The organism is Streptomyces sp. NPDC104096 (assembly GCF_055584385.1).
In genome coordinates, this window is record NZ_JBVJMD010000008.1 from 1 (window position 1) to 13,934 (window position 13,934).

A 13,934-nucleotide genomic window follows, 5' to 3' on the forward strand; every position below is an offset into this window, starting at 1 on the left:
ACCGGTGGGGGGGGTCCGGTCTCACCTCGCGGGCCCCCGCCACCCCCCCCCCCCCCGCCGCCGCCCCCCCCCCCGCCCCCCCGGCGGCCCCCCCCCCCCGGGACGGGGCAGGCCGGGCGGCGGTCCAGGTCAGCCCAGCGGGGTCAGAGCGGTCTCCAGCGGGTCCTCCGTCAGCGCCTCCTCCGCCAGCGCCTCCTCCGGCCAGCCGGGACAGTAGACCGTGTCGAGATAGCGTTCACCGAGGTCGGGGGCGATACCGACGGCCGTGAGACCGGGGCGGCCGTGCTGCGCCAGCCACTGCCCGGCACCACTGACGACCGTGCCGGTGGAGCCGCCGAACAGGAACCCCCGTGCGGCCAGCCGACGGCAGGCGCGCACGGTGTCCCGCTCCTCGACCCGGACCACGTCGTCGACGTACGACGTGTCGAGCAGCGGTGGCCGCACGCTCGTGCCCAGCCCCGGAATCATCCGGCGGGCCGGAGCGCCGCCGAAGGTCACCGAACCGACGCTGTCCACGGCGACCACCCGCACCCGCCGCCGCCACTGCCAGAACCAGCGCGCACAGCCCATCAGCGTGCCGGTGGTGCCGGCACCGACGAACAGCACGTCCAGGTCGGGGAAGCGACGGGCGATGGCGGGCGCCGTGGTGCGGTAGTGCGCCCGCCAGTTGCCCGGGTTGGTGTACTGGTTGAGCCACACGTACCGCTCGTCCGAGGCGCACAGCGCCCGCACGTACGCGATCCGGGCGCCCAGCAGGCCGTTGACCGGATCGGGCTCCCGGATCACATGGACCCGGCTGCCGAGCGTCTCCATCAACCGGACGGTCGGCTGGTTGCACCGCGCGTCGGTCACGCACAGGAACCCGTAGCCCCGGCTCGCGGCGATCACGCTCAGTGCCACGCCCAGGTTCCCGGACGAGGACTCGACCAGGACCGAACCCGGCCGCAGGACGCCGGCGCGCTCGGCGGCGTCCACCATCTCGCGCGCGGCCTTCAGCTTGACGGACCCGGCGAAGTTGAAACCCTCGCACTTGAGATAGAGCGGCAGCTCCAGCGCGGCCCGCAGGTCGACGTAGAGCTCCTCCTCGTTGAACTCCGAGGGATCGGAGATGACGGGCATGTTGTCCCCCTGTTCCCGCTGCATGCCCCGCCGGTCATCCGTGCCGGCGCAGTTCGTGGAAGAAACCGTCTACGACGCGCAGTTCGCCCAGCCGGACCATCTCGTCGTGGACGAACCGGCCGACCGCGAGGTCGAGCACGCCCAGCCCGAACGGCGAGAAGACCACCGTCCGGTCCGCCGGGACCTCCGCCCGCCCGGTCAGCACGTCGTGCAGCGTGCCGTCGAGGAACTCCCGGCTGCCGGTGAGCTGTTCGACCAGATGCGGCGAGGTGTCCGCCTTCAGACAGTGCTCGACGTCGTCGACGAAGTTGGCCGAGGCGAGCAGGATCCGCGGGTCCAGGTCGCGCAACGACACATGCAGCACCAGCGGATGGTGCTCGAACCAGGCCAGGTCGTGGACGTGCGGCCGAGCCGCCACGGTGGCGAAGACCAGCAGGTCGCTCGACCGGACCAGGGACTCCGCGCTGTCGTGCACGGTGATCCGGCCCTTCGTCCCCGACCGCTCCAGATAGCCGCGGAAGCCCGCCGCGCTGTCCGCGGACAGGTCGTACACCCCCGTCTCCTCGAACTCCCAGCCGGTCGCGACGAGATGGGTGTGCACATAGCGGGCGATCAGGCCGGTGCCGACGAAGCCGACCCGCGCCGGACGCGGCCGGGACCTGCTCAGCCGGTCCGCGGCCAGCGCCGCCGAGGCCGCCGTCCGCGTGGCGCTGATGACCGAACTCTCCAGGCACGCATACGGATAGCCGGTGACCGGGTCGTTGAGGATCAGCACCGCGGACGCGCGCGGGAGCCCCGAGCGGGTGTTCTCCGGGAAACTGGAGATCCACTTCAGCCCGTCCACCCGCTGCGGCCCGCCGAGCGAGGCGGGCAGCGCGATGATCCGCGCCGACGGACGGTCCTCGAAGCGCAGGAAGTACGAGGGCGGGTTCACCGACTCGCCCTCGCCGTGCAGCCGGTAGGCCTCCTCGACGAGCCGCCCGACCTCGGGCTCCCGTCCGTCCAGGGCCTGTTGGACCTGTTCTCCGGAGATGACCGCGAACGCGGGCGCGTCGATCCGGTCCGGTGTCGTCGTCATGCCGTCCCCACCTCGTTCTCCATCGCCGTCGGCGCGTGGCCGACCGGCCTGACCGGGTCGCCGAGCGCGGCGAGCACCTCGCGCGGTCCCGTGAAGGGCTCCCTGCCGTGCGCGGTACGGATGTTGTCGACCAGCAGCAGATCGCCGGACTGCCACGGCTCGCGCACGGTGTGGGCCTCGTACACCTCGTTGATGCAGGCCACGACGTCCTCACCGATCGGGTCCCCGCCCCCGAACCGGGTGCTGAAGGGCAGCCCCTCGGGGCCGTAGACGTCGACCAGGTACTCGCGTACCTCGGGCTCCATCGTCCACTCGCTCAGGAACGAGATCTGGTTGAACCAGCAGCGTCTGCCGTCGGCCGGATGCGCGAGCACGGCGCCGCGCCGCTGCCGGGTGCGCAGCGCGCCGTCGTCCTGCCAGGCGAACTCGATGCCGTGCGCCCGGCAGTAGCGCTCGACCGTGGCCCGGTCGTCGGTGCCGAACGCCTCGGCGACCGACGCCCCCAGCTCGTCGTGGTAGGTCCGGGCCAGCGTCCAGCCCTCCTTCTCGAACCGCTCGGTCAGCTCGGCGGGCAGCGCGTCGAGAACCGCCGCGGCGTCGGCGAGCGGGGTCGCACCGCCCTCGGCCGGCGCCTCCAGGCACGCGAACAGCAGCAGCCCCGGGAACTCGTCGGCGTAGCTCAACTCGTGGTGCAGGCACATCTGCTGGTTCGGTGGCCACTTGGTGGAGGAGTACACGCCGTCTCCGTACGTCCGGCGCGGCGCGAACGGCTCCCGGTCCTGCATCAACGTGTCGCTCAGCCGCCGGAAGACGGCCGCGCAGGTGTCCGGGTCGCCCAGGCCGAGACCGCGCACCAGCACGCCCCCCTGCCCGGCGACGACCGCCCGCAGCGCGTCACGGTGCGCGTCCGCCCAGGCGACCGGGTCGCCGCCGGGATCGGCGTGCAGCAGTGGCGGACTGCCCGGGGCCACTGACAGGCCCGGCAGGACGAGGGGAGATGAGGACGTCATCTCGTGGTTCCTTTCGGTGGTGCGAATGAGCGGTTGTGCGGGGGGTGGGCAGAGGGTGCGGCGGGCGGTCGCCGCTGCTCAGGCCGTGGGGCCGAGCAGGACCGCCAGATCCGCGAGGACCGGATGGCGGGTCACGTCCTTGAGGGTGACCGCCCGGTCCAGCGCGATCACCAGCCGTACCGCGGCCAGCGAGGTGCCGCCGCGGTCGAAGAAGTCGTCCAGGCGGCCGATCCGGTCGGCGGGGATGCCGAGCACCTGCGACCAGGCGGCGGCCATCCGGTGCTCGCCCGGGGTGTCGGGGCCGCCCTCGACCGCGCCGAGCTGCTCGGCGAGCGCGCCCAGCGTCCGGCGGTCGATCTTGCCGTTCGCCGTCAGCGGCAGCCGGTCCCGCCAGTGGACGGCCGAGGGGACCATGTAGGCGGGCAGCGACGCGGCCAGCCGCTCCCGGACGGCCCCCGCCCCGACCGGCGACGCACCGGTGCAGAACGCCACCAGGCGGGTGCCCCGTACGACCACCACCGCGCCGTCGCGGACCCCGGGCACCCGCAGCAGCGCGCTCTCGACCTCGCCGAGCTCGATCCGGAAGCCGCGCACCTTCACCTGGCTGTCGCGCCGTCCGAGGAACTCCAGCTTGCCGTCGGGCAGCCAGCGCCCGTGGTCGCCGCTGCGGTACAGCCGCTCGCCCGGGCGGTGCGGGTCCACGGTGAACGCGGCGGCGGTGCGCTCGGGGTCGTTGACGTACCCCCGGCCCACGCACACACCGGAGAACACGATCTCGCCGGGCGCCCCGAGCGGCACCGGCGACAGCCCGGCGTCGACGACGTACGCGCGCACGTTCGTGATCGGCCGCCCGAGCGGGACCCGCGCCTGCTCCGGCACCGCGCGCATGACCTCGTGGTTGGTGTCGTCCGACGTCTCCGTCAGCCCGTACGCGTTGACCAGCCGGATCCCGGGCCGGGCCGCGAACCAGCGCTGCACCAGCTCCTTCTTGACCGCCTCCCCGGTGACCGACACACAGTGCAGGTCGGCCAGTTCGCGCGGCCGCTGCTCCAACTCGGCCAGCACCGCGTCGAGATACGACGGCACGACCTGGAGCACATGGACCCCGGCCCGCTCGACGGTGTCCACGAACAGCGGCACGTCCAGGATGGTCTCCTGGTCGATCAGCAGAGTCCGCCCGCCGGCCACCGGCCCCGCCAGCAACTGCCACAGGGAGATGTCGAAGCACTGCGGCGCGGTCTGCGCGACCGTCTGCCCGGCCTCGATCCCCAGGTCGTCGATCTTGGCGAGGAGATGGTTGAGGAACCCGGCGTGCTCGCACATGGCGCCCTTGGGCTCGCCGGTGGAGCCGGACGTGAAGTAGATGTACGCGAGTTGGCCGGCGTCGACCTCGACCCCGAGGGCGCTGTCGTCGTGGACCTCGGTCCACACGGTGTCGACCAGGACGGTCCGGGCGTCCACCGCCGCCCGGTCGAGCGTGTCCGTGCTCCCCTGCTCGCTGACGACGAGTTCGCAGCCGGCCCGGGACAGGACGGCCGCGATCCGCTCGGCCGGGAAGTGCGGCTCGACGGGCAGGTAGACCCCGCCCGCCTTCAGCACCCCGAGGACGGCCGCCATCCATTCCAGATCGCGCTCCATGACGACACCGACCACGCCCTCCCGGCGCAGGCCCCGGGCCAGCAGCGCCCGGCCGATCCGGTTGGCGAGGGAGTCCAGCTCCCGGTACGTCCACCGCCGGTCGCCCTCGACGGCGGCGATCGCGTCCGGGTGCAGCGCCACCCGGTCCTCGAACAGCTCGTGCACCCGGCGGTCCGGCAGCTCACGCGTCGGGCCCGCCAACTCCGTGAGCTGGTGGTGGAGTTCGTCGGCGGACAGCAGGCTCCGAGCCGAGTGGTCGGCGTCGGGGTCGGCGTCGATCCGGGCGAGCGCGGTGAGGTGGTAGCCGGCGATGCGCTCGGCGGCCGGGGCGTCCAGGACGTCGGTGCGATAGCGCAGCCGCAGCCGGCCGTCGTGCACGCTCACATGCAGTACGGCGTCGTCGGCGCCGTCGTGGACACCGTACGGATCGAGCACCGTCCCGGCCGCCGGGTCGCCGCCCGGTACCGCGCTCTCCATCAGCGCCCGCCACGAGCCGGGACCGGCGGACAGCCGGTGGGCGACCGGCTCCTCGCCCTTCGCCGGCACGAACCGGGTCGACACCTCGTGCTCGCCGGACAGCGCGGCGAGCACCTTGGCGTGCGCGGCCAGCAGCACGTGCTCGGACGGCACCTGCTCGACCGGCGGCACCGGCCGGGGCAGGGGCACTTCGTAGGTCGCCACGCCCGGCACCGGGGCCGTGGTCCACCTGGGGATCGTCTCCATCGTTCTTTCCTTCTCCGTCTTGGTCACGCGCGTCTTGGTCACACGCGGCGCAGGGCCGTCGCGGGATTGCCGCCCCAGTGCGCCCGCGGCGGTACCTCCTCGCCCTTCATCAGGAAGGAGTCGGGGGCGAGCACGGCGCCGTCGCCGAACGAGACGCCGTAGTGCACGAGTGCGCCGGTGCCGAGCGTGCAGCCGGCGCCGATCGTGATGTGCTCGGACTTGAAGGTGCCGTCCTCCTGCGAGTGCGACTGCACCTTGGTGTGGGCGCCGAGCGTGCAGTCGTCGCCGATCGCGGTCAGGGTGCGCTCGGTGATGTAGCAGCCGTCGTCGAAGACCCGGCGGCCGATCCGGACGCCCAGCAGCCGCCAGACGACGTTCTTGAACGGCGTCCCGTTGAACACCGCGAGATGGTGGTCCGGCACCTTCCACAGCCGCTCGTGCCACCAGAAGTACGGGTCGTAGATCGAGCAGAGCTTCGGCTCCAGGGGCCGGAACCGGCCGATCACGCGTTCCACCAGCGCCCAGTAGCCGGTGGTGAACGGCAGCGCCACGATCATGGCGGCCCCGATCAGCAGTCCGCCCGCCGTGCCGTGGGTCCCGGACAGGTCGACGGCGCCGAAGCCGAGCACGGTGAGCAGGCACCAGTGCAGCCAGCGCAGGAACAGGAACAGCCCCATCGTGCGCAGGTTGTGGCCGTTCTTCGCGGTCAGCCGACGGCGCAGTTCGTCGCCCTCGCGGAAGTGGTCGAAGCGGGTGTCGCGCTCCACGGTGCGCGGGATCTCGAAGGGCGGCGAGCCGAGCAGCCCCACGCCCTCGCGGATCTCGCCGTCGAGCGGGACCATCACCTTCGTCGCGAGCAGGCAGTTGTCGCCGGTGCGGCCGCCCGCCGGGTAGGCGATGTGGTTGCCGAGGAAGTTGTGCGCCCCGATGACGGTGCGCGAGAGCCGGAAGGACGTGGCGGAGAAGTCGGCGTTGACGATCGACAGTCCGTCGGCGACCATCGTGCCGCTTCCCACGGCGGCCAGGTGGGGCGACTCGTGCGCGACCGCCGAACCGAAGTTGGAGCCGGTCTGCTCCACCTCGCCCAGGTCGTAGCCGATGGCCCGCAGATAGCCCGTGATGTACGAGCTGTCGCCGAACAGCCAGGTGAAGAAGTGGACGTTGGACAGCCGGGCGATCACGCGCTGGACCGAGTGGTGCAGGCCGTAGAGCGGATAGGTCCGGTCCGGGCGCACCAGCGGGCGCAGCAGCCGCGGCAGCAGGCACACGGTGACGAGGCCGAGCACCACGAAGCCCACGAAGAGCACCACGGACAGGCCGAGCGCCTCGATGTAGAAGCCGGGTGTGCCCAGGTCCTGGGTGTTCGGGTCGGTCAGCCGGTCGAGCGCGGGCACCAGGGGGAGCAGCAGATAGGTCCCGCCCACGGCGAGGGGCACGTACACCAGGAGCAGCTGGAGGAGTCCGCCCAGACCGTAGGCGGCGCGGCGCAGGGTCCCGCAGGGCGCGGGCGGCACCCGGACGTAGTCGACGTCGGTGGGCCGGGCCGGCGAGCCGTGCCGGTGTTCGCCGGCCGGGACCGTGACGCCGCCGTAGAGCGCGGAGGAGTGGCCGAGCTGGGCGCCGTCGCCCATCGAGGTGCCGATGTCGAGGACGGTCTTCTCGCCGACGTACACGTCCTTGCCGAGGGTGACCGGGCCGGTCTGGATCCGGCCGGCGTGCGCCCGGTAGCAGAGGAAGAAGCTCTCCTTGCGGATCACCGTGCCGGAGCCGATGGTCAGCAGGTCGGTGCAGACCGGGACGGAGTGCGACAGGATCGTGACCCCCCGGCCGATCCGGGCGCCCAGGGCCCGCAGGTACAGGACGTACAGCGGGCTGCCGGCGAACAGGACCATCGGGTTGGCGTGCAGCAGTGCCTTGACGGTCCAGAACCGGACGTAGGCGAGGCTCCAGACCGGGAACTCGGTCTCCCGCCAGCGGCCGACGAGCACCCATTTGGCCACCACCGGCACCGTGCAGACCCCGGCGAACACCGTGCCGCCGAAGACCACCGAGCGCGCATAGACCGCGGCCACGGAGTCGGCGTCGGAGATCCAGGAGTAGCCGCGGGCGGTGACGAGACCGGTCATCAGGCAGTACCCGACGAAGACCAGGAGCTGGAGGGCGCCGCACAGGACGTAGCGGGCGGTGTTGCCGGGCGGGGGCGCGGGGACCTCGACCGGGGCGGGGGTGTCGGCGGGCTCGTCGGCGAGTGCGGCGGCCAGGCCGCGGATCGTCGGATGGCCGTAGACGTCCCTCATGGACACCGCGGGCAGGTCGGGGCGCTTGCGGACCCGGGCGCAGAACTGCGCCATGACCAGGGAGTTCGCGCCGAGATCGTCGAAGAAGTTGCTGTCGACGGGGACGTCGTCGCGGCGGACGACGCCCGCGAGAACCTCGGCGAGAGCGCTCTCCGTGCTGGTGCTGGTGCTGGTGCCGGTGCCGGTGGCGGCGAGGCCTGGGCCTGGGTCCGGGCCGGTGCCCGGGTCGGTGACGGTGCCCTTTACGGTGCTGGGCTTGCTCACCACGTGCGCTCCTTGTTGCGGTTTGACTGGTGGTGCGGGTCGAGGACGGGGGGAGTGGTCGCGGTGCGCGTACGCCCGGCCGCGGCGGCGGCCAGGTGTCCCATCGGCCCCCGGCCCCGGGCGCGGCGCCGCACGTCGGCGAAGAGCGGTGAGGCCGCGGCCGGTACCCCGTACAACGGACCGGGCGAGTCCGCCGATACGCCCGTGGCGCCGAACCGCAGCCGGACGGTGGCGGTCGGGCCGACCTCGGCCGGCCGCGACGCGGCGGGGCCCGGGCCGTCGCCCAGGGGCGGTGGCGGCGCGGGCGTCAAGGAGCGCGATACCGGCATGTCGGTTCTCCGGACAGGAATGACGGACGGAATGACGGACGGAATGAAAGGTGGAACGGTGAAAGGTGGAACGACGAAGGGCGGAATGGCGCCGGCCGGCATGCGGCGGCGCTGGGTTCCGGTGTTTGGGCGCAGGAGTGACCCGAGATGTTCGAGTGGAATTCGTTCGAAAGAATGTATGAGTGGCCGCGTGAATGTTTGGCGTGCAGAAAATGGCATGGTGCAGCACGGCATGACCCACGTGGAACCACGCGGATCACGGGTAACGCGGCTGGATCGGGTCTTGGTCAGAGACCCCTGTTGTCCCCCGTGTCGTGTGCGCCGAGCCCTCCTCGGAGCGCGCAACGAATGCAATCAGAATTCTTTCGAGCCACTCAGGAACGGGTCAAGGGCATTTCGGTCATTGACCCGTTCGCAACGGCCATCCATTCGCCGTGCGAACCTTGGCGATCTTTCGATCACCCGTCCCACCGGGACACTCACCGAATGGACTGTGCAACTGCTGCGAAAGGTTCCGGTTCCTCCGGACGTGTAAATTCGGCCAACGCGGACATGACAGAAAAATGGTTCGATTTTGCCGGTGGTTTCTCCTGGGTTGCTCATGGATTGCTGCCCGGTTGCGCGCCGCGAGAGGGCGGAGCGGCGTCATGGTCCGGGTGGTCCGACCGTCACACCAGGGGTGATCCCATGCGCGTGCGGCGGATACCGTTAGGGGGTGCAGCCAGCAAGTCAGTCTCCCGAGCAATCCGAGATCCCGTCCGGGCGTCTCCACCGGGCCCGTGCCCTCTACCGGAACGTCTCCAAGCGCAGGACCGCCTGGCTGCTTCTGAAGGACACCGTCAACTCCTGCATCGAGTACCGCATCCTCGGTCTCGCGGCCGAGGCGGCGTTCTTCTCGCTGCTGTCCGTGCCGCCGCTGCTGCTGAGCCTCATCGGACTGCTCGGCTACGTCGACGACTGGACCGGCACCGACAGCATCAGCAGCCTGGAGAGCAATCTCCTGGAGGCCTCGCGCACCGTCCTGTCGGACCGGGGCGTCAGAGAGATCGCGCAGCCGATCCTGGACGACGTGATGAAGGGCGGCCGCCCCGACGTCATCTCCATCGGCTTCCTGTTCGCCCTCTGGTCGGGCTCCCGGGCGGTGAACGTCTTCGTCGACACCATCACCGTGATGTACGGCCTCGACGGCGTCCGCGGCATCGTCAAGACCCGGCTGATGGCCTTCCTGCTCTTCATCGTGGCCCTGCTGATCGGCTCGGTCGCGCTGCCGCTGATGGTCGCGGGCCCCGACGCCGTGGTGCGGATCGTGCCCTGGTCGACGACGGTGGTGCAGGTCCTGTACTGGCCGGTGGTGATCGTGCTGTCCATCGCCTTCCTGACGACGCTCTACCACGTGTCCGTACCCGTGCGCTCGCCCTGGATCGAGGACGTGCCCGGGGCCCTGGTGGCGCTCGCCATGTGGGTGCTCGGCAGCTTCCTGCTGCGGATCTACCTCCAGCACACCATCGAGGGCGCGACGATCTACGGGTCCCTCGCGGCCGCCGTCGCCGTCCTGCTGTGGATCGGTGTGTCCGCGTTCGCCGTGCTGGTCGGGGCCGCGGTCAACGCGGCCATCGACCGCGTCTGGCCGGCCGCCGCGACCGCCGCCGCCCGCGCGGCCAACGAGCTGCTGCGGGAGGAGGTGGCCGCGGAGTACGTCGCCCGCAGGACGGCCGCGCGGACGCACGACTCCGACGACCTCGACGACGACGACGATCTCTACGACGCCGACATGCCGTCCGAGTTCCCCGAGCGCTGGTCCCGCTTCCTGCCGCCGGACGACGTCACGGGACGCCTGCGCACCCACGCGAAGGGCTCCCCGAAGGGCAACGGCGTCAACGGCACCAGCGGCACCAGCGGCGGCAACGGCACCGGCGGCGACGGCACCGGCCGCACCGGTGCGAACGGTGGCAACGGGAACACGGAGGAACCGCCGACACCGAAGTGACGGCCGGTGCCCGACGGGACGTGGTGGCGCCCGCCGGGACGGAAGGGGCGGTCGGGGCAGGCGCGAGCCGGGCAAGGGCCGGGTGAGCCGGGGGCGCGGACCGGGACGAGCGCTGTTCGCGTCTGTCCGTACGCCGGGCCGTGTGCCCCGCGCGCCTGGCGCGGCGCACCGGTCCGGGCGCGGCCGCGGAGCCTCGCACCTACGTGTGTGTGCCCGGCGCGCCTTGTGCGGCCGCTTGTGCGCCCGGCGCACGCAAGATCGGACGGAGGCGCCGACCGCACCCGACAGTCCCCGCCGCGCCCTACAGCCGCCCGGCGCGCCCCCGCCCGCGCCGTTTCCCCCGTCACCATCGCCTGGGGCGAGGCGTCCGCCGTCGAGCGGATCCGCGCGCGGTGCCGGACGGGCGGGTGGGCCGCGGTCGTGCGCGGCGTAGCCTGGCGCACGTGTACGCGGAGCGGCGGTCCTCCCTGCTGAGCGGCGCGGTGGTGTGGACCATCGCCCCCTCGGCGCCGCAGGGCCGCCCGGTGCTGCCCGACGGCTGCATGGACCTGCTGTGGACCGAGGGCCGGCTGCTGGTGGCCGGTCCCGACACCCGGCCGCACCGCCCCGAGGGCGCGCCCGCGCGCTGGGCGGGCGTCCGTTTCTTCCCCGGCACCGCGCCCGCGCTCCTCGGCGTACCGGCGTACGAACTGCGCGACCGGCGGGTGGAGCTCGACGACCTGTGGCCCACCGCGCTGGTACGGCGGCTGTGCGAGCGGGTCGACGCGGCGGCCGACCCCGGGACCGCGCTGGAGGAGATCGCGCGGGCGCGGGCCGACGCCACGGACCCGCCCGACCCCGTCACGGCGAGCCTGGTGGCCGCCCTGGCCGCGGGCCGGTCCGTCGCCGCGACCGCCGACGACCTGGGGCTGGGGGTCCGGCTGCTGCACCGCCGCTCGCTGGCCGCCTTCGGCTACGGACCCAAGACACTGTCCCGCATCCTGCGGCTGCAACGGGCCCTCGCCCTGGCCCACGACGGCGTTCCGCAGGCCGGGACGGCGATCCGGGCCGGCTACGCCGACCAGGCCCACCTGGCCCGCGACGTGCGGCAGCTGACCGGTACGACGCTGGGCGCGCTGCTGCGCTGAGCGCGTCCCCGGGTCCCGCTCACCCCGCTCGCCCGGCTCACCCCACGCGCCCCACTCAGCCCGCTTCCAGCGGAGCGAACAGGTCTACGCCGTTGCCGTCGGGGTCGAGCACCACGGCGTAGCGCTGCCCCCAGAAGGCGTCCCACGGCTTCAGCTCGCCGTGGTACCCGGCGTCCACCAGCTCCTCGTACACGGAGTCGACCTCGCCCGGCCCCTCGCATCGCAGGGCCAGCGCGGCCCGGCCCTCGCCGGACGGCGCCCGCCACCGCGGACGGAAGGACCGGACGGTGTCCTCCGTGTCCAGCAACAGCCGCAGCCCACCCGGCAGGTCGATCTCGACGTGCGGTTCGCGCTCGGCTCCCTCGGGGATCGTGAACCCGAGCCGGCGGTAGAAGGCGACGGAGGCGGCCATGTCGGAGACGACCAGCCCGATGGCATCGAATCGTGGACTCATGGGACCACCGTAGGCGGCGCCCCGGACACCGGTCTTGAACGAATCGGACACCCCTCACCACGGCCGTCCGCGCGGCCGGCCGCGTCAGCCGAAGGTCACCGGCCCCCTGGGCGTCCGTACCGTGAACGAGATCCCCACCGGGCCCGGTGCGACGGCGAGTTCCGTGCCGAGGAGGGTCAGCAGCGGCCTGATCGCGTCCGGGTCGGGAGCGGTCGCGGACAGGGCGAGCAGGGGGGTCACCGGCAGGCCCGACGCCGCCGAGGGGTGGGCCGAGGCGCCCCAGTCGATGAGGAACGGCACCAGGCCCGAGGGGTGTGCGGTCCCGTCGGTCAGGCGCCACTCCAGCAGGGTGCCGTCGGGACGGCGGCGGCTCATCGCCCGTACGGGGCCGGGGTCGTGGCCGTGGGACCGCGCGGCCGCGACCGTCGCGTCCAGGTCGGGCGGGCTGATCGCCCAGGTGACCGTCCGCGGGGCGGCCAGACCGTCGACGCCGAAGGGCCGCGGACCCGGGACGCCGGGCTGCTCCGGGTCCGGCCCGATGATCTCCAGATAGCTCGTGCCGCCCAGCCCGACGAGGTGGTTGCGGGTGCCGAGTCCGACATGGGCACCGCCGGGGGCGGGCGTCACACCGGTGCGCCGGGTGAAGTCGGCGACGGTCGCCGCCAGATCGGGCGTCGCGAGGACGAGGTGGTCCAGCAGCGGGACGAGGGCGTCGGCGTTCATCCCGCCCGAGACTACGCTTCCGGTCCGGCCCGGCAAGCCCGTACGCGCAAGGCCCGTGCGGTCCGGCGGGTTCCCGCGCGCGGTGCCGAGCGTGTCCGTCGGCTCCGCTCCCGGACCGCGTCGGCGGGTCGACGTACGAGTGACGTTTCTCCGGTGAACCGTCTGCGCCGATGGAGTGAGCAAAGCCCGTCCGAGGGAAAAGTTCAGGGCCGCCCCAGAGATCCTCTCGTCCTGGCAAAGGGCGTCGTGTCGCGACGACCCGCACGCGGCGGCGTGCCCAACCCCCGAGGAGGAACAGCACCTTGACCTATGGCAAGAGGTTGCGCGAGCAGATCGCCGGGCCGGGTACCACCCCGCTGATCGGCGTCTACGACATGTACTCGGCGTCGATCGCCGCCGACCACTACGACGGGATGTTCGTCTCGGGCTTCGGCTTCGCGGCCTCGCACTACGGACTGCCGGACATCGGGTTCATCGCCTGGCCGGACATGATGGCGTTCGTCCAGCGGCTGCGCGGCGCGTTCCCCCGGCACCACCTGCTGGTGGACATCGACGACGGGTACGTCGATCCCGAGGTCGCCTGCCACGTGGTGGAGGGACTGGAGCGGATCGGGGCCTCAGGGGTGATCCTCGAGGACCAGAAGCGGCCGCGCCGCTGCGGCCACGCCGACGGCAAGCAGGTCCTGCCGCTGCACGAGTACCTCGCCAAGCTGGAGATGGTGCTGGCGACCCGCCGCGACCTGGTCGTGGTGGCCCGTACCGACGCCACGGACGAGCACGACATCCTGAACCGGGCCAAGACCCTGGCGGCGACGGACGCGGACGTGGTCCTGGTCGACGGGGTCCGCAGCATGGAGTGGATCCGCCGGATCCGCGACGTGACGGGGGACAAGCCGCTGCTGTTCAACCAGATCGCGGGCGGCAAGTCCCCGAGGCTCTCGCTGACCGAACTCGCCGGACTGGGGGTCGACGTGGCGATCTACAGCACCCCGTGCCTGTTCGCCGCGCACGAGGCGATGCACCGCGCGCTGGCCGATCTCAGGGCGGCGGACGGCCGGCTGCCCGAGGTCGACACCGCGACCGGGGTCGGCGTCAGGGCCGCCACGGAACTGCTGGAGCGCAACATCGCCCGGCGGCGGGACGAGCCCCAGGGCGTGGGCGTGTGAGCCCGCGCCCCACGACGGC

Annotated in this window: 11 protein-coding genes; 3 read left to right on the forward strand and 8 right to left on the reverse strand. The window is 72.6% G+C overall.

The window, feature by feature from the left end; translation table 11 throughout:
• Positions 1-129: 129 nt before the first annotated feature.
• The 6 genes from sbnA to ACZ60B_RS11380 all read right to left on the reverse strand — a co-directional run bounded on the left by sbnA (position 130) and on the right by ACZ60B_RS11380 (position 8,458).
• Positions 130-1,119 carry a 2,3-diaminopropionate biosynthesis protein SbnA gene (sbnA, locus tag ACZ60B_RS11355; protein ID WP_469385767.1) on the reverse strand — a complete coding sequence of 330 codons (990 nt, stop codon included), beginning with the start codon at positions 1,117-1,119 and terminating at the stop codon, positions 130-132.
• A 34-nt stretch (positions 1,120-1,153) separates the two neighbouring features.
• Positions 1,154-2,197 carry a 2,3-diaminopropionate biosynthesis protein SbnB gene (gene sbnB / locus ACZ60B_RS11360; protein WP_469385768.1) on the reverse strand — a complete coding sequence of 348 codons (1,044 nt, stop codon included), beginning with the start codon at positions 2,195-2,197 and terminating at the stop codon, positions 1,154-1,156.
• Positions 2,194-3,207, reverse strand: coding sequence for a TauD/TfdA family dioxygenase (locus ACZ60B_RS11365; RefSeq protein WP_469385769.1), 1,014 nt, complete (start codon positions 3,205-3,207; stop codon positions 2,194-2,196). Before ACZ60B_RS11365 ends, sbnB begins: the two co-directional genes overlap by 4 nt.
• A gap of 78 nt (positions 3,208-3,285) precedes the next feature.
• Entirely contained in the window at positions 3,286-5,568 is a 2,283-nt protein-coding gene (locus tag ACZ60B_RS11370; protein ID WP_469385770.1) for a non-ribosomal peptide synthetase, read from the reverse strand.
• Positions 5,569-5,606: 38 nt separating this feature from the next.
• Positions 5,607-8,129 (reverse strand): Pls/PosA family non-ribosomal peptide synthetase, encoded by a 2,523-nt coding sequence (locus tag ACZ60B_RS11375; RefSeq protein ID WP_469385771.1) that lies wholly within the window; start codon positions 8,127-8,129, stop codon positions 5,607-5,609.
• On the reverse strand, positions 8,126-8,458 hold the full coding sequence (locus ACZ60B_RS11380) for a hypothetical protein (protein WP_469385772.1): 333 nt from the start codon (positions 8,456-8,458) through the stop codon (positions 8,126-8,128). Before ACZ60B_RS11380 ends, ACZ60B_RS11375 begins: the two co-directional genes overlap by 4 nt.
• 715 nt (positions 8,459-9,173) lie before the next feature.
• Between ACZ60B_RS11380 and ACZ60B_RS11385 the strand changes: the two genes are divergently transcribed.
• Both ACZ60B_RS11385 and ACZ60B_RS11390 read left to right on the forward strand, forming a co-directional pair.
• Complete coding sequence (locus tag ACZ60B_RS11385; protein ID WP_469385773.1) at positions 9,174-10,445, forward strand: YihY/virulence factor BrkB family protein; 1,272 nt, start codon at positions 9,174-9,176, stop codon at positions 10,443-10,445.
• 443 nt (positions 10,446-10,888) lie between these two features.
• On the forward strand, positions 10,889-11,572 hold the full coding sequence (locus ACZ60B_RS11390; RefSeq protein ID WP_469385774.1) for a helix-turn-helix domain-containing protein: 684 nt from the start codon (positions 10,889-10,891) through the stop codon (positions 11,570-11,572).
• Between the two features lie 55 nt (positions 11,573-11,627).
• Here ACZ60B_RS11390 and ACZ60B_RS11395 read toward each other — a convergent pair whose 3' ends face one another.
• On the reverse strand, positions 11,628-12,026 hold the full coding sequence (locus ACZ60B_RS11395; protein ID WP_469385775.1) for a VOC family protein: 399 nt from the start codon (positions 12,024-12,026) through the stop codon (positions 11,628-11,630).
• Positions 12,027-12,110: 84 nt separating this feature from the next.
• Positions 12,111-12,749, reverse strand: coding sequence for a VOC family protein (locus tag ACZ60B_RS11400; protein WP_469385776.1), 639 nt, complete (start codon positions 12,747-12,749; stop codon positions 12,111-12,113).
• A gap of 302 nt (positions 12,750-13,051) precedes the next feature.
• Here ACZ60B_RS11400 and ACZ60B_RS11405 point away from each other — a divergent pair, with 302 nt between their 5' ends.
• Positions 13,052-13,915 (forward strand): isocitrate lyase/PEP mutase family protein, encoded by an 864-nt coding sequence (locus ACZ60B_RS11405; RefSeq protein ID WP_469385777.1) that lies wholly within the window; start codon positions 13,052-13,054, stop codon positions 13,913-13,915.
• The last annotated feature ends 19 nt before the right edge of the window (positions 13,916-13,934 follow it).

Excerpts from the sequence above, each read along its gene's own strand:
- sbnA (WP_469385767.1), bottom strand. The coding sequence starts at position 1,119 with ATGCCCGTCATCTCCGATCCCTCGGAGTTCAACGAGGAGGAGCTCTAC.
- sbnB (WP_469385768.1), bottom strand. The coding sequence starts at position 2,197 with ATGACGACGACACCGGACCGGATCGACGCGCCCGCGTTCGCGGTCATC.
- ACZ60B_RS11365 (WP_469385769.1), bottom strand. The coding sequence starts at position 3,207 with ATGACGTCCTCATCTCCCCTCGTCCTGCCGGGCCTGTCAGTGGCCCCG.
- ACZ60B_RS11370 (WP_469385770.1), bottom strand. The coding sequence starts at position 5,568 with ATGGAGACGATCCCCAGGTGGACCACGGCCCCGGTGCCGGGCGTGGCG.
- ACZ60B_RS11380 (WP_469385772.1), bottom strand. The coding sequence starts at position 8,458 with ATGCCGGTATCGCGCTCCTTGACGCCCGCGCCGCCACCGCCCCTGGGC.
- ACZ60B_RS11395 (WP_469385775.1), bottom strand. The coding sequence starts at position 12,026 with ATGAGTCCACGATTCGATGCCATCGGGCTGGTCGTCTCCGACATGGCC.
- ACZ60B_RS11400 (WP_469385776.1), bottom strand. The coding sequence starts at position 12,749 with ATGAACGCCGACGCCCTCGTCCCGCTGCTGGACCACCTCGTCCTCGCG.